At 44.2% G+C, this 23,863-nt stretch carries 17 protein-coding genes; 5 read left to right on the top strand and 12 right to left on the bottom strand.

All coding sequences use genetic code 11. The features are described 5' to 3' along the window. Positions 1-352: 352 nt before the first annotated feature. From AB4Z08_RS18245 to AB4Z08_RS18230, 4 genes are all read right to left on the bottom strand, one after another. Entirely contained in the window at positions 353-685 is a 333-nt protein-coding gene (locus AB4Z08_RS18245; RefSeq protein WP_441575198.1) for an SDR family NAD(P)-dependent oxidoreductase, read from the bottom strand. A 267-nt stretch (positions 686-952) separates the two neighbouring features. Further along, complete coding sequence (locus AB4Z08_RS18240) at positions 953-1,819, bottom strand: helix-turn-helix domain-containing protein (RefSeq protein ID WP_441575197.1); 867 nt, start codon at positions 1,817-1,819, stop codon at positions 953-955. 626 nt (positions 1,820-2,445) lie between these two features. Beyond that, a complete protein-coding gene (locus AB4Z08_RS18235) occupies positions 2,446-2,874 on the bottom strand; it encodes a nuclear transport factor 2 family protein (RefSeq protein WP_441575196.1) in 429 nt (142 codons plus the stop codon). 669 nt (positions 2,875-3,543) lie between these two features. Beyond that, positions 3,544-4,287, bottom strand: coding sequence for a hypothetical protein (locus AB4Z08_RS18230; RefSeq protein ID WP_441575195.1), 744 nt, complete (start codon positions 4,285-4,287; stop codon positions 3,544-3,546). 560 nt (positions 4,288-4,847) lie between these two features. Between AB4Z08_RS18230 and AB4Z08_RS18225 the strand changes: the two genes are divergently transcribed. The 5 genes from AB4Z08_RS18225 (at position 4,848) to AB4Z08_RS18205 (ending at position 12,874) form a co-directional block, all read left to right on the top strand. Further along, positions 4,848-5,444 carry an RNA polymerase sigma factor gene (locus AB4Z08_RS18225; RefSeq protein ID WP_441575194.1) on the top strand — a complete coding sequence of 199 codons (597 nt, stop codon included), beginning with the start codon at positions 4,848-4,850 and terminating at the stop codon, positions 5,442-5,444. 134 nt (positions 5,445-5,578) lie between these two features. Then, positions 5,579-6,730, top strand: a complete 1,152-nt coding sequence (locus tag AB4Z08_RS18220; protein WP_441575193.1) for a FecR family protein — start codon at positions 5,579-5,581, stop codon at positions 6,728-6,730. Between the two features lie 201 nt (positions 6,731-6,931). After that, positions 6,932-10,246, top strand: a complete 3,315-nt coding sequence (locus AB4Z08_RS18215; protein ID WP_441575192.1) for a TonB-dependent receptor — start codon at positions 6,932-6,934, stop codon at positions 10,244-10,246. Positions 10,247-10,276: 30 nt separating this feature from the next. Further along, a complete protein-coding gene (locus AB4Z08_RS18210; protein WP_441575191.1) occupies positions 10,277-12,004 on the top strand; it encodes a RagB/SusD family nutrient uptake outer membrane protein in 1,728 nt (575 codons plus the stop codon). Between the two features lie 30 nt (positions 12,005-12,034). Beyond that, entirely contained in the window at positions 12,035-12,874 is an 840-nt protein-coding gene (locus AB4Z08_RS18205) for a DUF5018-related domain-containing protein (RefSeq protein WP_441575190.1), read from the top strand. Positions 12,875-13,040: 166 nt separating this feature from the next. Here AB4Z08_RS18205 and AB4Z08_RS18200 read toward each other — a convergent pair whose 3' ends face one another. From AB4Z08_RS18200 to AB4Z08_RS18165, 8 genes are all read right to left on the bottom strand, one after another. Further along, positions 13,041-14,153 carry a peptide-N-glycosidase F-related protein gene (locus AB4Z08_RS18200; RefSeq protein WP_441575189.1) on the bottom strand — a complete coding sequence of 371 codons (1,113 nt, stop codon included), beginning with the start codon at positions 14,151-14,153 and terminating at the stop codon, positions 13,041-13,043. A 373-nt stretch (positions 14,154-14,526) separates the two neighbouring features. After that, complete coding sequence (locus AB4Z08_RS18195; protein WP_441575188.1) at positions 14,527-15,915, bottom strand: RagB/SusD family nutrient uptake outer membrane protein; 1,389 nt, start codon at positions 15,913-15,915, stop codon at positions 14,527-14,529. An 11-nt stretch (positions 15,916-15,926) separates the two neighbouring features. Next, a complete protein-coding gene (locus tag AB4Z08_RS18190; protein WP_441575474.1) occupies positions 15,927-19,109 on the bottom strand; it encodes a SusC/RagA family TonB-linked outer membrane protein in 3,183 nt (1,060 codons plus the stop codon). A gap of 135 nt (positions 19,110-19,244) precedes the next feature. After that, positions 19,245-20,285 carry a FecR family protein gene (locus AB4Z08_RS18185; protein ID WP_441575187.1) on the bottom strand — a complete coding sequence of 347 codons (1,041 nt, stop codon included), beginning with the start codon at positions 20,283-20,285 and terminating at the stop codon, positions 19,245-19,247. Between the two features lie 89 nt (positions 20,286-20,374). Continuing rightward, a complete protein-coding gene (locus AB4Z08_RS18180) occupies positions 20,375-20,935 on the bottom strand; it encodes an RNA polymerase sigma factor (protein ID WP_441575186.1) in 561 nt (186 codons plus the stop codon). A gap of 164 nt (positions 20,936-21,099) precedes the next feature. Further along, entirely contained in the window at positions 21,100-21,489 is a 390-nt protein-coding gene (locus AB4Z08_RS18175; RefSeq protein ID WP_441575185.1) for a VOC family protein, read from the bottom strand. Between the two features lie 141 nt (positions 21,490-21,630). Beyond that, complete coding sequence (locus AB4Z08_RS18170; RefSeq protein WP_441575184.1) at positions 21,631-23,481, bottom strand: ABC transporter ATP-binding protein; 1,851 nt, start codon at positions 23,479-23,481, stop codon at positions 21,631-21,633. A gap of 91 nt (positions 23,482-23,572) precedes the next feature. Then, positions 23,573-23,794 carry a hypothetical protein gene (locus AB4Z08_RS18165; RefSeq protein ID WP_441575183.1) on the bottom strand — a complete coding sequence of 74 codons (222 nt, stop codon included), beginning with the start codon at positions 23,792-23,794 and terminating at the stop codon, positions 23,573-23,575. Between the last annotated feature and the right edge of the window lie 69 nt (positions 23,795-23,863).

Raw genomic sequence — 23,863 nt, 5'->3', positions numbered from 1 at the left:
TAAAAGGTTTAAATTAAACGATGATCCAAAGGTTGTACTATTCTTGCTATTGCACCTTTCTATACAGCTCAACTATTTTGACTGTATAGCTCATTATAAAATGAACGAAAACTTGTTGTTAGGACTGATGAAGAAAGCAAATATCAGGAGCGTTGTGAAGAAAAAATTCATGGTAACTACTAACTCCAGGCATACATATCCTGTGGTTGAGAACATACTTAACAGAGAATGTAATCCAGTAAACATAAGTATAGCATGGGTATCAGATATTACTTACATCAAAACAAAGGAGGGATGGTTCTACCTGACAATAGTGCTGGATCTCGGAGATAGAAAAGTCATTGGCTGGGTGTTAAGCATGACCATGAAAGCTATTGACAGTAGCATTGTAAATACCGAATCCAAGGCTACTAACAATTCCGGCAATAGATGATAAATTAATAATGTGCCCACTCCCTGATTTTTGCATAATAGGCAGGGTATAGCGAATCATCCGTAAGGTTGCATATACATTTATCTGCATAACCTGGTTTATTTCTTTATTAGTCACTTCTTCAACCGCTCCAATAAATCCATCTCCAGCATTATTCATCAATACATCAATCCGTCCATACTTTCCAATAATAGTAAGAACGGCATTTTTTACGGCTTCTTCATTAGTCAAATCAAGACTAATTATTTCCAAATTAGGATTAGATGCGACAGACCGATCAATTTATAATGATCCCTTGTAGTTGCAATTACAGTTTGCCCTTTTGCTCAAAGATATTCAGCGGTCACAAAGCCCAAGTCCCGTGATGCCCCGGTCACTAACCATACATTTTGCTTGCTCATTTTACAATGTTTATTTAAATAAAAAAGATAGCACAAAGGTTGTGCTATCATATTATTTAAGAGTTTCCATACAGCTCAAACATTTTAACTGTATAGCTCATTGTGTAGAGGAAATATTTTATACTGGTTGCCTCAAATTAGAAGGTGAATAACCAAAATGTTCTTTGAATATTCTTGAAAAATGGGCTGGATTTTCAAAGCCAAGTGTATAACAAACATCACTAACAGCCATTGAAGTATTTTCCAACATTTCTTTCGCCTTAGCTAATCGCTTATTACGAATCCATTCAGAAGGAGCAACATTATAGATTGACTGAAAATCACGTTTGAAACTTGCTAAACTTCTTCCTGATAAATATGCAAGTTCGGCTAAAGATACAGGGTTGGTGTAGTTGTTTTCCATAATCTCTGGAATTTCTGTACGTACTGGTTGCTTCATTTGTAATAATTGTTGCAACAAGTTTTTGTCTGCTCCTGAAATATCATATAGTAATTCCAATATTTTAATTTTTATTAATCCGGCATCAATGTTTTCTGGTTCATTAAAGTAAGGCTCAATGGATTCAAAAAAGCGCAATAGTCTTTCGTTTACGGGTTTAACCAATATCCTCACTTTTTCTTCGGTATGAACTGACTTGATATTCGCCATTTTTATGAAGTCTTGTAGAAATTCATCTTTCAAAAAAAACATCAGGCTAATATATAGGTTGTCCTGGTCTGCATCACCAGTTTTGTGATACTCAACAAGGGTAGCCTTTTTAAGAAATACCATTTCATTTTTACGAACAACAAATTCAGTCCTTCCATCTTTAAGAACATTGGTTCCTTGCTTAACAAACAAAAGCATATGCTCTTCAAGGTACATGGAACCTCTATTGTTAACAGTGTGTGTACACGATTCCACTACTGAAAAACCATTCAGCTTGAGGTCTCTTTGATTATAAGGAGCCTTAGTCAGTTCTGTGGGCACTTTAATATGTTTCATACTACAAAGATATTCTTATTACACGGAGTTACATTTACTTTCTGTGTCAAAATTATGTTCTAATTAGCTCAGTTTTTAGTTGCCGTCATCAAAAATGACCGATACTCAGAGGGCAGACAGATGTTAATGAAAATAACTTAGAAACGGGATTTAAATGACCCGTCTCAAATGGAAAAGGGGATAAGTCAAAATCAGCATAGTTACTTTGTTCGTCTTGGCATTTTAGTGGGTTACTTACCAAAGATTTTTTAATACTACGCATATACAGTTTATGCTAATGACTATTTTTGCTTTGCAAAAATCTATTCTTAATATAAGCTTTATTTATGGTTAAGCTTATTAAATAAGCTTCAATTCCAGATGAAACAGCTGAAAAGATTCCAGAGGTTATTAAAGCTAATGGGAAGAAAGTTTGATCGCTGTACCATAGGGATCACCATCAGATTATCAAAGAAAATTAAAGCCGCCTAAATCACGGGATTTAAGCGGCTTTTCTGTTTTTACAATAAAAGGTAGATTATAAAACAAATTTGGCGTTAGCATACCCTAGCGGCTTATCCGTAAATGGTTTTATGAAATAAAACCGATACAAGAATAAACCAGGTGTTGCCTATTACTTCATAGGCTCATGCCATTCTTTCCTGGATAGGCTTCAGTTGGTATGCCTTGTAAAAGAAGCGGTCAGCTTCATGCTGATCTGCTGCGAAATTTACCACCTCCACAATTTTGCCATCTTTGATTTTCCACAGCAGGCACCAAAACATATCTACGTTGTTGCCGTCTTCCCGATTACTCCAGCCGCGGTGGCAGTCAATCACATAGTTATCATTTACGCCTAATACAATAGGATCAGCCTTGAATCCGGATTCGCTTAGTTTTGAGAAGTAGGCCAGCACTTCAGTAATACCTACTTTAGTACCGCTCATGGGGTGATGCCCGGGGATTGTCCATTTAACGTCTTCTGCTACAACTTCTTTCATGGCTTCCGCGTCAAACTTGCTATAAGCTTCAAAAAATTTACCGATAATCTCAAGATTAGGGTGTTGTTGGCTCATGGATAATACTGTTTTAAAAAGGATTAGTATGATTTGATTTGCTTAAAGGTCAGATAATTAGCATTTATATGTATGCGTATGTTGATGAAATTACACAAAAGTGATATTGTTGGCAGTATATCCCTGTAGCCTCTGGTAATGAAAAAAAGTTTAGTAGCTATACCCGATGGTAGTTTTTTTTGAGTGCTAATTTAGCAAAGCTTTTTCGTTTGCCTAAACAGGTTACAAATTCTTAACAATCCGGTCTAAAGTAAGCTAACCCGGAAGGATAAAAATTCGGATATACAAGTTTTTAAACACAGGGCAATGGAACAGGAAGTAGCGCCTGTATGCACTTATGATCCGGTGAATACTTTTTTAAGATATAGCGCATTGAGAACTCCTATTATTAGTCCGCATTACCTTTCCATTATGTAGATGCCGTTGAGCATATGCTTAGCACCCGCTATGTACCTATAGTAACAGCGCATTAGAGGTGGACTTGATGCAGGAGTGACGTTTGGGTGTATAGTCCCGATTAAATTGAATCAACAAATGGAGAGAGGTGAGAACTGGCTATAGAAGAGCTGCTTCAGTGCCTGGCTGTAGCTGCGGAAAGAAATATATTATTCAAAGGAGGTAGGTATAAAAGGTTTATTCATCAAAATATCTCCGGGAGGCAAGAGCGCTTTATTCCAGTTGAATGACAGCTGGATATGCGTGTGTATAGGTAAGGCCGGGAAGCAATCTTGTCCGCTTGGGATAAGTACGTTTTTTAGCATATTTGGATACCTGTGGCGCTGCTACCGCGATAATATCGGCGGCCATGTATTGCCTGTTGCCTGATGGGCCATCGCTGTACATGGCTCTTACCTGGAAAACTACTACCAGTGAACCTTTCCCAGGTACATCCAGCGAAACATTTGTTTCCTGGAAAGTGGTATCGGGGGCTATCACGAGTGTAACCGTTTCGCTAGCCACCACCTGACGAGATGTAAAATCGATACGGGTTGCGATTACTTTTACTTCCAGGGCAGCCATACCTTTATGCCCGGCGATGGTTTGTGCGGGGATATTTAATACCCCGTTATTGCATAGCCGTGGAGCCACCGTAAAGAAACGATCTACGCCGGTATGCTGGTTGAAGCGGAAGCCCGTTATGGCGGCGTGATGATCGCCGGCAGCAATGAGCAGCCTGTTGAGCCGATTGATGTGGGCACTGTCACAATGGATATCCAGATTGCCGTAGAAAGCATGCCGGATAAAAGCGCCTTTCCTGCTGGCGATGCCAAAGCGCCTGGATGCGCGGCGGGTAGCAGCCGTTTGCCGTACTCTTTGAGGCATGGAGCGCAGGAAGTATTGGCCATTGCGCTTATACCCGATGAGAGGGCCGAGTTTTCCCGTAAAGGGAATGACAGACATTTGTTTTGCCATGGGAGATTATTTTGATTACTATAAATATAACACAATTCAGGGAACCTGTTTGGGCGACAGATGGAAGATTAGCTAAAGCTAATGCCATGAGAATTGTATGATATTCAAAGATAGTTCGAAGGGGATTTGAGAATGGTAAATGCGGGTGCATGGGCACTTCGGGTACCAGCTTCATTTTTTGTAATTACATTACAGTATCTCCGTGGTATTTTTCAGGGATGATAATTCTACTATGGACAAAGTAGTTAGATAGCTGTACCGCCAGGATCATCTCCTGATTTTGTCGGCTAAACATTATTGTTGATGATGCTACCTCCGCATCATAACTTTCATCCCGGCCTATTTTGCACCTGAGAAAACCTGTAATTATACTTTGTCGTGCAAAAAGCATAATAAAGAGCGAAAATAATATTAGGAAGCGATGGGAATTAATGTGAGCTTTAAATGTGATTTTTACTAAAATCGGGAAAGAAGGGAATAGATTATCCGGAAAAGTACACGTTATATTATACAGTGGGAGGCAAAGCACATGTTTCTCTATATCAGATATCTCTTATTAAATGTATTCAAGCTACACAGATGATCAGTTGTCGCGGTTGCTGGCCGGTGGCGATGAGAAGGCGTTTAATGAAATTTACAACAGGTACTGGAAACGGCTGCTTTTTATTGCGCACAAACGTCTGCGTGATACAGAAACGGCAAGAGAAGTTATCCAACGTGTATTTCTGAATCTTTGGAATAAGCGGGAACGGCTTACTATAGCTTCCCTGCCAAACTACCTGGCGGCTATGACAAGACATGCTGTATACCGTTATCTGGCTGACGAGCACCGGAGGCAGGCCCTGCACGAAGTGCACGCCGGTATTGCAGGTATGGAGGGAAAAGCACTTGAGTTTGATTTGGACAACAAACAACTACTTGATATACTCGTGAAATATGCCGGCGACCTGCCGGAGAAATTCAGCATCATATTTATCCATCATAAATTACTGGACAAGCCGATTGAAGAGGTAGCGCAGCGGCTGGGTGTATCACCACGTACTGCGGAGCGCTACATAAGTCAGGTTATGAATATCATGCGTAATAAGCTGCGGGCCTTGCGCACAGCGGTATTTGTCTTCTCTGCTTTATATGCCGCATGGGAATTGTTCTCCTGATGACAGACCCCGGCAACCCATTTTTCTTCTCCCTTTTATATTTCTCCAAAAAAAATTGCTGTTTGCTGCGTACAAACTTCCGGCACATGTATCTATTCTAAGTATTACCCTGTATAAATGAAAAACCAGGACTTATGCATCTTAGTAAAGAAGCCATAAAACTGATTGCCCGGAAGTATTTTGATGGTACTGCCAGCGAAGCCGAAATCATTCAACTGCATACCTGGTATGACGAGGTAAATGCGGGGGATGCAGAAGTGATCCTGACATCCGGTACTGAGGAGGAGTTTGGCGCTGAAACATGGCAGCGTTTACAGGTTCAGATGGCTGCTGAAAAAGTCAAACAGCGTCGCAGGCCCCGTTGGTGGGCTGCAGCTGCAGCGGCATTGCTGCTGATGGGGGGGCTGACCGCCATTTTTGTAAACAGTAGCCGGCATCCGAAAAGTATGGCTGCTGTGGAAAAGCGGGCGAAAGATATTCCCGCTCCATCCGCTGTGCATGCCGTGCTGACATTGGCCGGCGGCAAACAAATACTGCTCGACAGTGCAGAAAACGGGCTGCTTGCCAGCCAGGCGGCGACAAATATTGTAAAGAATGACAGTGGACAAATTGTATACATCGCCAACGGGCACACGCAGGAAACGCAGTATAATACGCTTACTATTCCGGCCGGCAGCAGGGCAATGTCTGTGATGCTGGCTGATGGTACCAGGGTGTGGCTGAATGCCGCCTCATCGATTACTTATCCCACTTCGTTTTCGGGTAAAGAAAGAAGAGTGGTTATTGATGGAGAAGGTTATTTCGAGGTGGCTTCAAATCCGGCAGTTCCTTTTGTAGTGGCCCGCCCGGATAAGGGCCTGGAGGTACAGGTATTAGGCACACATTTTAATGTCAATGCCTATGGTGATGAGCCAGAAATTCGTGTTACGCTGATATCCGGCGCAGTAAGGGTTTCCGGAGGACGATCGCGGCAGTCTGTGGCGCTTTCACCCGGAGAGCAGGCGCGCGTAGCCAGTTCCCTGACGGTATTGAAACACGTGGACGTAGATGATGTATTGGCATGGAAAGAGGGGCTGTTTGTATTTGATGCAACAGATATTCAAATAATGATGCGGCAGGCGGCACGCTGGTATAATATTACCGTACAATATCCTAATGGCATACCTCATGAACATTTTACCGGCTCTCTTTCTACTGATGCAAGTTTGTCAGAGTTCCTGAAAATACTTGATTACAGTGGTGTTGCAGCCACCATAAAAGGAAAAACAGTATTAATCAATCCTTAAAAAAACAGACTGAATAAAAAAGAAACCGGCAGTGTTCCACCACTGCCGGCGGATAGTTCAGGCCGTATAGTTCACAATAAACCAATTGTTTTTTATCAACCTAAACTTCATGAAGTTATGAAATTAAGATTTCATAGGCAATTCCTCGTTAGCAGATGGAAGGCGAATTGCTTCCGACAATCAACCAGCATCCTCTTAGTTATGAAAGTAACAAGTCTCCTTTTATTAACAGCCTGTTTACAGGCGTCAGCCACGGGATTTGGTCAGAACATTACGTTGCATGTAAAAGATGCATCCTTAACAAAAGTGTTCAGGGAAATCACCCGGCAGAGTGGTTACCAGGTTTTCAGTAACGACCGCTTACTGAAAAACAGGGGAAAGATAACGGCCAATATACAGGACGCCTCCCTGAAGGCAGCGCTGGATGCCTGTTTGAAGGATCTGGCGCTTAGTTATGTTATTGTTGGCAAAACCGTGGTGATCAAACAAATGGAGGAAGTGTCAGCGGAGCTGTCTCCGGCAATGGTGCCGATCATCGTCAAAGGTATTATTACGGATGAAAAAGGAAGCCCGTTGCCGGGTGCATCTATCCGTGTGAAAGGGAAGAATAAAGCGGTTGCTTCCGATGGGCAGGGCGCCTTTACGCTCACGGTAGAACCGGGTGATCAGCTGTTGGTGTCCTTTGTGGGGTATGAAGAGCAGGTGATTGCGGTAGATGGGCGCAGGGAAATTAATATCTCGATGAAATTGTCCGCCAGTAAGGTAGATGAAATCATCGTAGTGGGTTATGGCAAACAGTCCAAACAAACGCTGACCAGCTCCATCACTACGGTTAAAACAGACAATTTCAAAAATGCCCCCTATACGGATATTCAATCTGCGCTGGCAGGTCGCGCAGCGGGTGTGGTAGTAAACTTCAGCGGTGGAGAACCCGGTAGTGTACCTTCAATGACGATAAGGGGTGGAGAGCCGCTGATCGGGCAAAGCACGCCATTGTATGTAATTGATGGCATCATCCGTGACCAGAATGCATTTGTAGCGTTGAACATGAATGATATCGAAAGTGTCAGCTTCCTAAAAGATGCCGCTGCTACAGCTGTTTATGGAGCCAAGGCTTCTGCAGGTATCGTGCAGGTGACCACCAAGAGCGGGCAAACCGGTAAACCAAGATTTTCTTATTCCAATAATACTGCATGGAATACCCCCAGTCTGTTTCCCAAGCTGATCAACAGTACGGATAAAGCACTGGTGGCTAATGCCATTGGGGAAGCGGCGGGTAACGGCAAAAACTCCGTTTACACACCGGAGCAACTGGACAAAATAAAAAATGGTACGGATCCGGATACTTATCCCAATACCGACTGGTACGGATTAAGTTTCCGCAAATATGCGCGCCAGCAGAATCATAACCTGTCTGTAAGCGGTGGCACAAAAGAAACCAAGTATTATGCAGGGTTGGGATATTTCGAGCAGGGAAGCAACTATGTCAATAACTCTTTCCGCGTGCAACGTTTTTCGTATAATACCAAACTCAGTACTACTTTCGATGCAACGGGGCTTACCATTGCGCTTGGACTGAATGGATATTACACTTATAGCACACAACCTCCGGCAGGTTCCGGTACCATTTTCAGTCATATAGTTGCCAAAAGTCCGCTGGAACAGGCATATAATAAAGATGGAAGCCTGGCGCCACTGGTGGATCATCCGCTGGCGGAAATCAATTCACCGGGTTACAGCAGGTCCGAAACATTTTTTAATGATGGTAACCTGACCTTTACCTGGAATGTACCCTGGGTAAAAGGATTGACATTAAAAGCGCTGGGTGATTATGTTTTCAGCTCCAATCCAGGTAAAACATTTAATGTACTGGCAACACAGTACAATGCAGACGGAACGATCTACCCTACGCCAAGTCCTACTCTGACGCAGGCCAACAGCAATTCCCGCGCTTATAACGTGGAGTTCCAGGCCGATTACAATACCAACTTCGGTGAGCATACATTGGGTGCCACACTGGTATCAGTTACAAGAGGTGGAAATAATAAATGGTTCAGTGCCCAAAGGAAAAATTTCGTTTCAACCGCTGTTGACCAGATGTTTGCGGGCGATGCAGCCACACAAGTAAATGATGGTTCTGCGAGTGAATGGGGAGAAGTAGGTTATGTAGGAAGAATCAAATACGATTATGCGAAAAAATATTTGCTGGAATTTGCCGGTCGTTATGATGGTTCTGATTATTTTCCTCCATCCAAGCGTTTCGGTTTTTTCCCGTCAGTAAGTGCAGGATGGATCATCTCGAAGGAACAATTCTACGAAAACGCCCATCTGGATAATGTATTTTCCTATTTCAAATTAAGAGGTTCCTACGGAAAGGTAGGCTCCATAGGAGGAACAAAGTATGCCTATCTGCCACAGTATGGCGTACATACGCAGACTTATGTAGCCAATGGCAACCTGCAGAATGGTTATTTTGAAGGAGGACTCACCGTTGGCAACCAGAATATTACCTGGTTTTCCACCAGGTCACGCGACTTCGGTATTGAGTTTGAAAGCCTGAAGAAAAAGCTGAGCGGTAATATTGATTATTTCTATACCCGCACTACCAACATCCTGGGCAGTCCGGCCTACCGTTATACCGATCCGCTGGGCCAGAGTTTACCGCAGGTGCTAACAGATGCTGCTACCCGCAAAGAAGGTATTGACGCTTCCCTCAATTATAATTTCAATATCAACACAAACCTGAAAGGTTATGTGGGCGTGAATGTTACCTATTTCAATTATCTCTGGGAAAGAACAAATGAAGACAGTGCTTCTTTGACCAACCCTTATACACGTAGCCAGGGCGTAAACCAGGACTATAGCGGCGCCATGTACAGTTCCCATGGGTTGTACCAGAATTTTGATGATATCCTCAATAACCCCAGTCGTCTTACTTCGTCCGCATTGGGCCTCGGAGATGTATGGCTGGAAGATACCAACGGTGATGGTAAAATAGACGCGCAGGATTTCCGCCGGTTAGGCAAGTCTTCTTCTCCCCGTTTTACCTTCGGTATTCCGTTCGGACTGGAATATAAGGGGCTTCGGTTCGATGCACTCATCCAGGGTTCCGGAACACGCAATGTATATCTTGGTGGTTATCTGCAAGGTGGAGAAGGTTTGAATAGGATCAATTTCGATTTCCAGAAGAATTACTGGCTTGCGGACAATAAGAGCGCTGATTTCCCAAGAGCTGGAAACAGCTCCATGAACTCCGGCAATAATTATTCATCCAACACTTTCTGGTTAAAAGATGCACGCTTTGTAAGATTAAAAAGTGTGACGTTGTCGTACAATTTCAGGCAGTTGTTGAGGAAAACAAGCCCATTCACTGAACTGTCGGCCTTTGCAAGCGGTAACAACCTGTTAACCTTTTCCCCGGTAAAAAAATATTTTGATCCGGAACTGGCAGACAACAACAACTTTTTTTATCCGGTCAACAAAACTTATTCAGTGGGTATCCGGGTAGGGTTCTAAGTAATTTAATGCATTAAATAAGTCTGAAAAATGAGATACTATATCATACTAACCATAGCGTGTTTCCTGACCTTCACCTCCTGTACGAAGGTGATGGATACCAAGCCGCTGAATACATATACCGGAAGTGATGTGTGGAGTAACTATGGCCTGGCGCAAGGCTATATGTATGAATGTTATTCCAATTGTATGGGATATATTTTTTCCTGGGACTATGACGCCAGTACTAAGAGTATCCGGAACCACCCGTGGGGCGGCGGCCATACCTCAGAGAAAACAGAGCAGATAGACCGGAACGCTGATGAGGGCTGGGGCGCATTCGATAATATACGCCGCGTGAACATGGTGTTGAAAAATATACCGGCTTCTCCTTTCACTGCTCCACAAAAAAATACATTTATGGGCGAAGCCTATTTCCTGCGCGCGGCTATCTATTCCAACCTGGCGTTCCGTTTTGGTGGTGTGCAGCTCGTAAAGGATGTGCTGACGGTCGAAAGTGATTTCAACATAGGCCGTTCTTCCCTGAAAGAAACCTATGATTTCATTTTGAGTGACCTGGATGCCGCTGTCAATTTGCTGCCGCAGACCAATGAGAGAGGACGGGCTGCAAAAGGGGCCGCCTATGCACTGAAGATGAGAGTTGCCTTGCAGGCCGGTGCCTACCTGAACGACAAAAGTTATTATACCGCTGTAAGAGCGGCAGGAGATAAGTTGTTTGCGCTGGCGCAGTACAACCTGGACAGTTATTCCAATCTCTTCAATGCTTATAGCACTGCAATAGCTTCTCCGGAAAATATCCTGGTATTTGAGATGAAAAACACCAACACCAGTTTTTCCAGTACACCTATGCAGTCGCTGGTATGCAACAGTGATATGCTGGCCTCTAAACTCACGGCAGCAGCCATGCAGAAATTTCCTTTGAAAGAATCCATAGAGGGATGGATGAATTATGCTCCCACACAGGACCTGGTAGACGACTACCTGGTAACAGATGTTGATGGGAAAGAAAAGAAATGGAACCAAACCACTTATATCCAGACTGGCGGAAGTGCTTACGAGAAGATGTATAAGAACAGGGATAGCAGATTCTATGCTTCTATCGTTTGCGACAGTTCTAAATATTTTGGTAACTGGGCCTACCTGAGAGCAGATGGTAACGTCTCTTCGAATGTGCAGCCGCTGAACGGCGGCAACATCAATGGTGGTGCATCGGTGACAGGCTACCTGTTTGCAAAGTACCTGTACCAGGCTAAAAAGCTCTGGTATTCCGATCCTACTGATTTTTGTTACAGCGTGCTACGTTTGGGAGAATCTTACCTGAACTACGCAGAAGCGTGTATCCGTTTGGGTGATGAAGGCGCTGCGCGTACCTATCTCACCAAAACCTACCAGGTACATGGTGGATTTAAAAATAGTATTACTTCTTCCAATGAAGACCTGTGGAATGATTACAGAAGAGAGCGACATATAGAGATGATTCTCGAAACAGGTGACCGTTACTGGTCATTACTAAGATGGGGTATGCAGCTGACCGGCGGCTTGAAACAAGGTTATGAAAATACGGGTGTAGCCATACCGGAGCTGAATGGTAAAGAGCATGGTATAGCGATTAGTTCAGATGGCAAAAGCTACCAGGTATTTGAGATGAACGAACAGAACGGACAGCCGCTGAAATTTACGCCTAAGCGTTACCTGTTCCCGGTGCCGCAATCCAAAATCGTGGCACTTCCGATCCTCACCCAGAATGCCGGTTGGTAGGGTATTTTAATCAATTCAATCTCGTTTAGTATGAAAAGCAAATATCTCAATTTTATTATCATAGCACTTGGTTCACTGGTGATGGCCTCCTGTTTGAAGAAGGACTTACCGGAGATGAATAATTCTTCTTTAAATAACATCAGCGATTTTAACCTGTACTACAAGTATATTGATACCGTTGTTGATAACAAGGGTACACCACAGGAAAATACGCGTATCCTGGCGAAGACGGTGCAGTTAAGCAGGGTAGTAACGATCTCCAAAGACACGGTGTATGTAAATCCATCTTTCCCTGCGGGTTTTCCGCGAAACGAGAAGCCCAAGGTAACACTGAGCAAAATATGGGGCTATGCGAATATTCCGGAAGCGGCCATTATAAGCCCGATTGGATCTTCACCAGCCCTGGGAAAGCCCGGAGATTTTACACAGCCTGCGCAGTATGAGGTGATGGCGGCGAATGGTGATAAAAAAAACTGGGTGGTATCGATTTCCCCGCTGCCAGTTGTAAACAAGTGGGAAGGTAGTTATACCGAAAGTGGCACGATCAATCATGCGTCCGCCGGGTTACAGACCTGTCCGGCAGATTATGTGCAGGATCTGATCACCGTGGGACCGAACAAGTTGAAGGCTACCGCCGGATACTGGTATTTCAATAATGCCGGGATCACCTACTTTATCACGGTGAACAATGATAACACCGTGACCATTTCCAGCGACCCTGATGCTGCAGTAGCCATACAACAGGAAGCAACGCCGGCATCCACTTATGATCCGGTGAACAAGCGGTTTACATTGAATTATTATTACTATAGCGGTGGTAACCCTGCCAACTGGAGAAGGTTCAATACCATTCTTACATTGAAGCCATAATCGCATATGCTTTTGGGTGATACGATAAAGCATATACGAAGATAGATGGTGATCCCAAGAGGATTACAGAAAAGAAAACAAACAGTATCAAAGCCGCATAAATCTTAGGATTTACGCGGCTTTTCTGCTTTTGTGATATTAGCTTTTCTCTTGTCTTTCTATTTCCTCAGAATTTCTCTCCGGCTACGTAAACGGATAATTTAAAGTAGTTATTACCATCGGCTTTGGCATTCACAATATCCACCTTAACGGTGTGACTGCTACCAGCCGTGATATTACCTGTGATATTGATGGTATGAGGTGCTACTATTTCGGAAGGGCACCAGTTGCGGGGAGAAGAAGATATATCATAGCTTCTCATCGTATTGGGCCCACAGGCGGCTTTGGAAGAGAAGGTACCTATCTGGCTGTTGTCCCAGCTTACATTGTGGGTGCGGTAGGTATATTCTTCGCCACCGGAGCCGGCTCCCCACGCCTGTGACATCACTACAATCCTTGCATTCCTGAGGTTGTAGGGAACGGTGATGGTTTGGGTGAGGGTTCGGCTATTGTTGCCGGTAGCATCGGTTACTCTGCCAAACTGTACAGCCTGCACATAAGTAGGATTCGTATTAATGGTGCCATTATCGGCCGTAATTTTGAAGTCGGCAGAGAAGGAGCGCGGCTCATTTTTTCCTATCCAATCAGATTGATCGAGATGCGTGCCCCAGGCGCTTACGCCTACCCAGCAGGAGTCCTGACCGGTGAGCAGTGATGCAACGTCTTTCAGGTCAAAAGTATATGGTACTGATTTAATAGATTGATACCAATAGAAGAATGGTGTAACATACAGGTAGCCTGTTTTGGGTGCATAGTTATCGATTTTTGATTTGGCGGCGGCATCAAAAGTTACCTGGTTGTTTAATAGCGCTTTTACCACGGAATCTTTGATGAAGAAGATCTGCCCGTCGCGGTCATATCCGTCTCCCTGTTGATATATCCTCAGTTCTCCTTTGAGGGTGGCAGTGGGATCGGCTTTTCCTTTCAGCGATATTTTTTTAATGGCCACGGTGTTGTTCAGATAAATAACGCCACCGGCATCTGTGTAAGCATTGGCGGCGTATCCATTGTAGAAATTAAGCCCGGAAAACACCTGTTCTTCATATGTGCCGGTTAGTTGGGTAGTGACTTTAGGGGTGGATTTGCCGTTGTTGGGTTGCTGCAGGTCGTCACTGAGATTGTTTTTACAGGCGGTAAATAAGATGGCTGTTGCCATTAATGGGAGAATACCTTTTTTCATGTTTACTTATTTTGGTTTAGAAAATACTACGGGTTAATTGGATAGCTGGTGTGGTACCAGTGGGTAACATTCATTCAAAATTGCAGGTAACAAAATCAGGGTGCTCTTACCTGTTGGGTTCAGATTTTCGTACAGATATTTAAGTTAGACTAGAAAACTTTAACCAGCAAGAAGGGTGAAAATTATAATGGTAATGGAGAAAAAAGTATCTGTTATTCAAACGTTTGAAATTTTGCAGTGGGAAGTGGGTTTTGCGTAAATCAGCTACAGTAGCAGTTTGTGAGAGATGACAGTTCATATGGATGAAACGGACTAAAAAAAAGGGGCTCAAAATTACATTTGGCCCCTTTCATTAAAAGCTTCCGCTGTTTCCTCAATCATATCCCGGATTCTGCGGGAAAGTGACTTTATTATTCATGATATCTATTTCCTGCTGCGGGAGGGGATAGAGAAGACGAAAAGCAGGCAGTGTTACTTTTTTATTCGCCAATATCTCTGAAACGGCCCTGTTGGTGCGTACCAGGTCAAACCAGCGATCGCATTCAAATGGCAGCTCCAGGCGGCGTTGCTTGTATACTTCAAGCCGGAAACTACCCTGCTCCGGCAGATCGGTGGCGGTTAATGGCTTAGTGAGGCCGGCACGGGTACGTATCATATTCAGGTAAGTAAAGGCATCACCCGTAGGATTATATCCCTGCTCGTTGAGAATCTCGGCCTGCATCAACAGCACATCCGCGAAACGAAGTACAGGAAAGTCGTTGCCTGCATTGCCGTTAACGGGGTCGTCCAGGAACTTACGAGGCATAATGTTGGCATTGCCAGTTGGCTTGACAGATTCCGATAAAGGCTTGCGCAGATCTCCATCATCATATGCTTTCATTAATGTGGTATCAACGGTGATCGTTTGTGAATTGGCGTACCAGAAACCATGATCCTGGTTAGCAATTCCCTTTGCATAGCGCACCGCGAACAATATTTCTGCATTGTATTTATTGGTGGTGCTGAATACGTCGGCCACTTTGGGCAATAGCATAAATACTTTGCTATTGATGACATCCTGCAGCACTGTTTGAGCGGCTGCATATTTTTTCTGGTAGAGATATACTTTCCCCAATAATCCTTTGGCGGCCCCGTTGGTAACACGACCTAACTCCGTACCTGTATATGCTGCCGGCAAATTGGCAGCGGCAAAAACGAGATCTTCTTCCACTTGTTTGTAAATGGCGGCTACGTCATCACGTTTAAGGTTCACCGCATTAACAGGATCTGTAACAGTAGTTAACAACGGCACCGCGCCCCATAATCTCACCAGGTTAAAGTAATCCAATGCCCGGATAAAACGTGCTTCTCCCTTGATACGGTTTTTTAGCGCATCATCCATGCTGATACCATCTATAGCAGCTAACAGCGTATTGCAGCGGAAGATGCTGTTATATACACCTACCCAGGCATTGTAGAAGTTGGTATTACCGGGATTATCTGAATAGCGGTTAATTTGATAGTTCTGTCCTGCGTTGGAAGATGGATCCTGATCTGTAAAATTATCGGCACGTGCTTCCATCAATACTTCAAAGGTAGCGCCGTATTGACTGCTTTGCGCGAGCGAAGCATAGCAGCCATTTACAGCCGTTACCGCGTCACCGGCGGTTTTAAAAAACTGCCCTGGTGCGATGGTAGAAATGGGATTGAGATCCAGGAATTCTTTTTTGCAGGAGGCAAAAATTAGTACCAGTAACGGAAGGTAAAGTTTATATTTTCTCATGGTTTGTAGCATTAAAAATTGACGTTAAGACCAATCATGTAAGTACGGGCCAGCGGGTAGGAACCGTAGTCTTCCCCGGCAGTAAGCGCGCTTTCCGTGCGGTTGCTGATCTCAGGATTGAATAAGGAATATTTGGAGAAAGTGAACGGATTTTGGACAGCGCCATAAATCCTGGCAGATGAAATACCGGCCCTTTTAAATATTGTCGTTGGGAAGTTATAGCCAAGTGCAATATTTCTTATTCTAACATAAGACCCATCTTCCACGTGCCAGGAGGAAGTGATACCATTACCACCGGTCGCCAGCCTGTTGGCACGGTTTACCACGCCATTGCCTGGATTTTCCGGAGAAACGTAATGATCCTTTACCTCGCTCAGATTGTTGAAATTGCCCTCTACGTTGGCGATATAGCGTCGGAAGAGGTTGAGTATCTTATTGCCCTGGCTGCCTTGTATAGAAATGCTCAGATCCAGGTTTTTGTAACGGACCGTATTGCTGAAGCCAAAAATATATTTAGGCTGGGAGCTACCAACAATCGCCCTGTCGTTGGCATCTATCTTACCATCACCATTGATATCCTTAAATTTCAGGTCGCCCACATGTGTAGGATTGCTGGTTTTAGCGGAATTATCCAGGTCGCGCTGATCCTTGTAAATACCATCTGCCACATAGAGATAGTAAGAACCTATGGTTTCTCCAATCTTAGTAATGAAGTAAGTATTGCCGGTGCCGCCTGTAGCAATGATAGGCGCGCCTGAACGTCCCAGTCTGGTCACCTTATTGGTGTTAAAAGCAATGTTTGCATTTCCTTCCAGTTGCCAGTCTTTCCCGATTTTTTTATTATAGGACATTGATATTTCCACCCCTTTATTGTTAACTGCTCCTATGTTCTGGAGATAAGTACTAAAGCCGGATGCACCGGGAACAGGCAGATTAAGGAGTAGTTTCGTGGTGTTGGCATTGTAATAATCTACGGTGAAACTTAATTGGTCATTAAACAAGCCCAGTTCCAGCCCAAGGTCAAAGCTGGCCATACTTTCCCAGGTAAGATCCGGATTGGCCGGACTGGTGATGGATACGCCGTTTACCTGTGCCTGATTGCCCWGGATGTAGTTACTGTTTACATTGCTCATTTGTGCCAGCGATCCGTAGTTGGGAATCTGGAAGTTCCCTGTAAGACCGTAGCTGCTCCTGAGCTTCAGTGCGCTGACAGATTTTACATTTTTGAAAAATGGTTCGTTGGAAATCTGCCATGCACCTGATATCGCGGGGAAGGAAGCCCACTTTTGGTTGGTACCGAAACGCGATGAGCCGTCACGTCTTATAGATGCTGTCAGGTAATATCTGTTGTCATAGCTGTACTGCGCTCTTCCCAGCCAGGAATTAAGACTCCACTGTTCCGTGCTGGAGCCGCCGGCATTGATCTGACCTGCATTTAGGGTGGTCACGATATCTGTAGGGAAGTTGTTGGCGGTAAGGGTATTGTGCTCCTGGTTTTCTTTCTGTACAGTAAACCCGGCCAGCACATCTAACTTGTGCTTACCCAAAGTTTTGTTATAGGTAAGTGTATGTTCCGTAAGCCAGTTGGTATACATATCTGTATTGGAGAAACCAGTGGCTACAGAAGGTAAGGTGCCGGAGGGCAGAGGCAAAGTAGAAGGCCGGTAATAATCCCTGCGGAAGCTGTTCAGATCAGTGCCTGCCGTGATCCTGTATTTCAGATTTGGAAAGAATTCATATTCCATATAGGCGTTAGCCGTTAGACGGAAATTTTTAATCCTGTCTTTTATCAGGGAAGCCACCGCAACAGGGTTCAGCTGGTTGGTTTGTCCATAGCCCCAAACGTTTACGGAATCCGCAAAGGTGCCGTCTGGATTACGTACCGGAAAAATAGGGGCATAACCCAGCGCCAGTGCGATCACGCCGGAATTGGGCGCAAACCAGGGGCCTTCTGCATTTACGACATGGTTATCTGTATAAGAGGGCGTCATATTCACCCCAAAGCGGAATTTACCGGAGCCCCCATCAATACGGAAACGGCTGGAATAGCGCTTGTAGTTGTTGTTGATGACGATACCATCCTGGTTGAGATAGTTGGCGGAAAAATAATAAGAAAGACTTTCGCTTCCTCCGGCTACGCTTACCGTGTGACTTTGCATCGGAGCCTGCCGGAAAATTTCTTTCTGCCAGTCAGTGTTGGTCAGTCCGGGTTTACCTTCCAGGTATGGCAGTACCTGCGGCGGAACCCAGGTAGATGGGTTCCTGGGCCTTACGCTGTTGGGATCTGTTGGTTTACCGCCAGGCACGGCATCGAGATAGGCATTGTTATGTCCTTCATATACCAGCTTAGCATAATCATAGGCATTCAATACATCTACATGTTTGTTTACATTTTGCAGACCGTAACTGCCATCATAACTCACCTTTATTTTACCGGCTTCTCCTTTTTTGGTACGGATCAGTACTACACCGTTAGATCCCCTGGAACCATAGATGGCAGCCGAAGCCGCATCTTTCAGTACATCAATGGAGGCGATGTCATTCACGTTAATAGATGCCAGCGGATTGAAAGGCTGCTGATAATTATTTACGCCGGGAGAAGCACTGCGGGTATCATTGGTAATAGGTACGCCATCTATTACAAACAATGGATTATTACCAGCACTGATGGAACCTACTCCCCGTACACGGATAGATACGTTGCCACCTGGCGCCCCATTGGTTTGCATTACCTGGATGCCGGCCATTTTACCTGCCAGTGCCTGATCAAAAGAAGTCACCGCCTGTTGTTTCAGATCAGATGAACGGAGAGAGGAAACAGCACCTGTCAGTTCTTTCTTTGTCCTTGTACCATAACCTACTACTACCAGCTCATTTAATCCTTTGCTGGCCTCTTTCATGCGGATCAACAACAGGTTGCTGTTGCTGTTTTTTACCTGGAAACCATTTAGCAGGTTGTTTTCATAACCGATAAAACTAAACGTAAAATCATACAGCAAACCAGGTCTCATTCCCGGTAGCTGTAAAAATCCTTTTTCATCGGTGGTAGCATGTAGTTTTTCGTTGCCATTGCGTTGCTTAACCAGCACAGATACGCCGGGCAGTGGCAGTCCACCTTCACTCATTACGCTACCTCTAATGGTGACAGCGACGTTCGAATCCTGCGAGTGGGCGTGTAAGAAACAGATTAGCATTAAAAGCACACAGCAGTACCTTTTTAATAGTCTGATCATTGTTTGACAGGTATTAGTTAAAGTTTAGAAATAGATGGTCCCTCACGTGCACCGGGTGCACATGTTAAAGTTTGATATAACTATAGATGGAGGATTTTATCTGATCTTCCTGATTGACATATTTTCCTCTCCCGGCGTAAGCTCCAGATTGTTGAGCTGACAAATGACTTCCAGGATATTACGCAGTGAATCCGTTTTCAACACTTGTCCGGTGAAATACGCGCTATCCACATCGCTGTGTTCATAGTGAATGGTTACACCRAAAGCAGTTTGCAGTTTACTGAGTACCGTATGTAATGGCGCGTTATTGAACTCCATGAGTACTGCATGTTTTACAACAGATGATTTTTCTGTAAGTAGCCCGGTAGTACTGGTTTGTACTACTGTGTACTGATGCGAGTTGGTATCAAAATGAAATTTCTCACCCGGCGACAAATAAATATCATCTTTAGTAACGCCATCTTTTGTTCGCACCAGCACCTTACCCGTTTCCAGTTTTACGGTGACCAGCTGAGGGGTCTGTGCATCTACAGTGAACAACGTGCCCAATGCTATGGTGATGATATTGCCGGCGTATACGGTAAATGGATGGTTTTGGTTGGCATTCACATTAAAGTTCGCCTTCCCCTGCAGCGTAATATTTCGTACGGCATTATCCGGGAATGTCAATGCTGCACCTGGTTCCATGGTAACCTGAGATCCTTCGGGTAAAGTGATCATGACTGCTTTCCCGGTAGTGTTGCGTATGAATTTCAGATGCTGCGCCACCGGCATATTGTTAGGCCCATTTTTTTGCAGGTTGTTGTAATACATCCTGCCCAGGCCTGCCAACAGTATCAATCCCGTTACAGCTGCTGCATATGGGAGTATCCTGCTAAACACCGGTATGCGCCGTACGGTTGCAGGTGGCATTTGTTGTGCTTCCATTTTTTGATGGAGCTGCCTTAATATGCCGGCCGTTTTTTCCGGCGTGAGCACCTGCTCGCCAGTCATTACCGCTTTATCAAAGTCTTCACGCAACGATTGCCGCATGGACGCATCCGCTTCCTGGTCCAATAACGTTTCCAGGAGTGCTACATCGTCTGCTGTAGCTTTTCCCTCTTTTATTTTCTGTATGAGTGCGATGATGTGTTTCATGTCTTTCAAGTATAAAAAGCAGGAAGTAGGAAAAAAGAGGGGGTAGGGGGAGGTTACGGAATTGTTAACAAAAAAACAGGCGGGCCTGTTTACAGATACACTGTCAGGAAGAGGGCTCCCCAAACCGGTATTGTCGCCTGATTGGAGGCAATATAGGAACGTATGGAGGAGGAAGAAGACTGTAAGTATTCTTTTACGGTATGATGTGATATCCCAAGGATACGGGAGGCCTCATTGGTTGTTTTTCCCTCCAGCCGGCATAGCTGGAACACTTCCTTTTTGCGGGGGGAAAGACTTTCTATCGCCTCGTCAATCAGGGTTAGTCTGCTTTCCCGGAGGTCGGCACTATCGTCTTCCATCACATCGGGGATGGAAGGATATGCGGCCAGTTTTGTTTTTTCGGTGGCTACCTTTTTTAAATATTGTAAGGACTTATGATAGCTGACCACAAACAGCCAATTGCCTGCTCCCTGGGCCAGATCCAGTTCCTGCCGGCTGTTCCAGAAGCTGAGAAATACTTCCTGCAGGATATCTTCCGCAATGTCGTGCCGGTCAATGAGCCGGCAGATGTTCTTAAAAACTGCATGGTGATATTGATGATAGATCTTATCAAATGTCATCACCTCAGCTGAGTTCAAAAAGGAAGTCAAAATGGTACTTGTTTTATTTATCGATAGCGTTTCCCGACAAACAAAAGTACAATTGAAGATATAAAGTAGGGACGGAGGGATATTAAATAATGATTATCAGTGAGCATTGCCCTGCCGTTGCGGGTGATTTAGTTCCCGAAAACCGGAAAGCATTCATATTTAGCTTAACCTTCATATTTGTGAAACTCCGTGATTATTAAATAGTATCCATCCGGGTCTCTGAGTGAAAATTCTTTTTTTAATGAGTTTGGATTTAAGTGAATATCTTCTTCCATAGCACTACCTGCTTTTTCAACCTTAGCTCGTATGGCCTCCATATTGTTTGTTCTGAAGTAAAGTATTAACCCGTTTCCCGGACGTATGTCCGGATTGGTCATTGTCGGATGATGATGTTCTCCCCATTTGTGAAGACAGAGCACAATTTCATCATTTTCTGATACTAAAACAGCAAACTCATTTCCCCCATGTATTCTCTTGAAATTAAATAGCTCCTGGTACCATAAGGAGCTGGCTTCAACATCTTTTACTGCTATTATCGGGTCAATTTTTGTCATAGTTTTGCTAATTCATGCGGGTTATATCAAAGTGTGTTGCGCTGTACTTGCTTGCTTTTATCCGGGCTGATGTATTGATATGTAAAATACATTTTTTGAGATGAAGTTTAATAGATTAAAGATAACGTGCTTCAGAATCATTTAACGATACCCCTGTGCCTGTAAATGGAATAGTTCAGCATAATGTCCGCCTTTAGCCAGCAGCTCTTCATGGCTGCCAATTTCTATCAATTGTCCTTTTTCCAATACCAGTATCCTGTCTGCCATACGTACGGTAGAAAAGCGGTGCGAAATAAGTACGGAAGATTTACCCCTGGTGAGGTCCGCAAAACGTAGGAAAACATCGTATTCGGCCCGGGCATCCAATGCCGCAGTAGGCTCATCCAGTATGAGTAGTTGTGCATCTTTCATATATGCCCTGGCGAGGGCAATTTTTTGCCATTCGCCTCCGGATAGTTCCACGCCGGTACTAAAATGGCGACCCAGCATCTGGTTGTATTTGCCTGGTAGTTTTTCGGTAAAAATATGTGCCATGCTTCGTTTGGCCGCAGCAACAATTAATGCATGATTTTCTTTTTCCCGGATATCGCCAATCGCGATATTATGTGCCACGCTCATCTGGTATTGAATAAAATCCTGGAAAATGATACCTACCTGCATCCGCAATTCAGCAGGATCATACTCCCGGAGATCGTATCCATCCAATAAAATGCGGCCTTCTGTCGGATCATACAAACGGCTTAGTAATTTTACAAGTGTAGTTTTGCCGGCGCCATTTTCTCCTACCAGTGCCAGTTTTTCGCCTGCATGCAACGTAAAGTTCAGATGACGGTTAGCCCATTTCTCCGTATTGAAATATTTGAAACCTACATTTTCAAAGGTAAATCCATATTGAATAGGGTGGGGGAATGGGCGGGGATTAGCAGCTATAATCATCCGTGGTTTGATCGCGAGAAAATCAAATAAGTCGCGTAAGTAAATTGCGCCCTGCATAATCGTAGTGAACCTGCCTAAAACACCCTGTAATAAACCTCTCAATTGCATAAAGGAGCCTGCCATAAAAGTGAGATCACCGATTGACTGTTGGCCATTGACGGTGCGGAAGATAATGAGCACATAGGCCCCGTAATAACCGGCGCTGCCCAACAGGGCAAATACGGAGCTCCAGGAAGTCCGCTGTATATATAATTTACGACTGTCGCGGTAGAATTTGTTGGATAAATCGCGGAAACGGTCTATCAGGAAACGGGACAGGCTGAATATTTTTACCTCTTTGACCGTTTCATCGCTCGCCCCCAGGAAGCGGATATAATCCAGTTCCCGCCGCTCTGACGTTTGCCCGAAATAAAGTGCATACATTTTATTGTTGAAATAAGATTCGCCGATGAAAGCGGGTATAACAGCTATCAGCAATAATAATATCAGCCAGGGATTGAATAGGACCAATCCGGTTATAAGAAACCCCATCGTGATACTATCCTGTACCTGACCTAATGTTTGTGATAATAATACCGTACGTCCTGCCGTCTGTTGCCGGGCACGTTCCAGCATATCATAAAAGGTAGCTTCCTCAAATTGATCCAGGTCAAGTATAGATGCATGTTCCAGGATCTTAACAGAAGTGTTGTTGGCAAATAAATCGCCCAGTAGGGTATCCATCAACCCGATCACTTTTCCCATGCAATCAGACAATATCACGAGGCCCAATTCCAGTGCTACCCATTGCCATAAGGTGTGCTGTGAATGATGGGCTTCAGGACGGCTCAGTAATACCACCTGGTCAATGATCAGTTTACCTGTATACAACATGGCCAATGGTACTGCTGATTGTACAATACGCAATAATGTATTGATAATGGTAATCCAGGGATTGGTTTGCCACACCATTCTGAAGAATGGTGGCAGGTTACGCAATGCCACCAACCGCTCTCTATAAGTTAAATCATCTTTAGCAGACAATGATCTTTGAAACAACTTGCGCCAGAAATTCATGCAATTGGATTGAAGATATTTTGTGGAGTATACAATTGAAAAAGGGGCTGACTTTACATCAGCCCCTTTCACAATCATCACCAGGGTTTACTTACCATCTGTTGGGCTGGCAGCTACCTGCATAAGCACAGAAACAGTTTAAGTTAGACGGGCCGGCGTAACCGCAGTTGTTACCGTTAGGACCACTCGGACCATACGGAGGTACGCAGTCAGCGTTGAATAAAGAACAGCTGATATCTGCTGCTTCACCACCGTTGATGGCTCTTAAATCATTTCTGTTGAGGCTTTTGCCAAATGCATGCTTAGTTTCCATTTTTCTTCGTTTTTTTTGTATAAGAGAAATAATATGCTGCAAGACTGCAAATTGCAGCATGGTACTTGT

It is taken from the genome of Chitinophaga sp. RAB17 (genome assembly GCF_052114225.1).
Taxonomy (GTDB): domain Bacteria; phylum Bacteroidota; class Bacteroidia; order Chitinophagales; family Chitinophagaceae; genus Chitinophaga.
Note: the sequence above shows the minus strand (reverse complement) of the source record. Positions and strands in the feature narration are given on the sequence as shown.

Coding starts and splice junctions, on each gene's coding strand:
- AB4Z08_RS18205 (WP_441575190.1), top strand. CDS start 12,035: ATGAAAAGCAAATATCTCAATTTTATTATCATAGCACTTGGTTCACTG.
- AB4Z08_RS18215 (WP_441575192.1), top strand. CDS start 6,932: ATGAAAGTAACAAGTCTCCTTTTATTAACAGCCTGTTTACAGGCGTCA.
- AB4Z08_RS18220 (WP_441575193.1), top strand. CDS start 5,579: ATGCATCTTAGTAAAGAAGCCATAAAACTGATTGCCCGGAAGTATTTT.
- AB4Z08_RS18165 (WP_441575183.1), bottom strand. CDS start 23,794: ATGGAAACTAAGCATGCATTTGGCAAAAGCCTCAACAGAAATGATTTA.
- AB4Z08_RS18200 (WP_441575189.1), bottom strand. CDS start 14,153: ATGAAAAAAGGTATTCTCCCATTAATGGCAACAGCCATCTTATTTACC.
- AB4Z08_RS18195 (WP_441575188.1), bottom strand. CDS start 15,915: ATGAGAAAATATAAACTTTACCTTCCGTTACTGGTACTAATTTTTGCC.
- AB4Z08_RS18225 (WP_441575194.1), top strand. CDS start 4,848: ATGTATTCAAGCTACACAGATGATCAGTTGTCGCGGTTGCTGGCCGGT.
- AB4Z08_RS18230 (WP_441575195.1), bottom strand. CDS start 4,287: ATGGCAAAACAAATGTCTGTCATTCCCTTTACGGGAAAACTCGGCCCT.
- AB4Z08_RS18170 (WP_441575184.1), bottom strand. CDS start 23,481: ATGAATTTCTGGCGCAAGTTGTTTCAAAGATCATTGTCTGCTAAAGAT.
- AB4Z08_RS18210 (WP_441575191.1), top strand. CDS start 10,277: ATGAGATACTATATCATACTAACCATAGCGTGTTTCCTGACCTTCACC.
- AB4Z08_RS18235 (WP_441575196.1), bottom strand. CDS start 2,874: ATGAGCCAACAACACCCTAATCTTGAGATTATCGGTAAATTTTTTGAA.
- AB4Z08_RS18175 (WP_441575185.1), bottom strand. CDS start 21,489: ATGACAAAAATTGACCCGATAATAGCAGTAAAAGATGTTGAAGCCAGC.
- AB4Z08_RS18240 (WP_441575197.1), bottom strand. CDS start 1,819: ATGAAACATATTAAAGTGCCCACAGAACTGACTAAGGCTCCTTATAAT.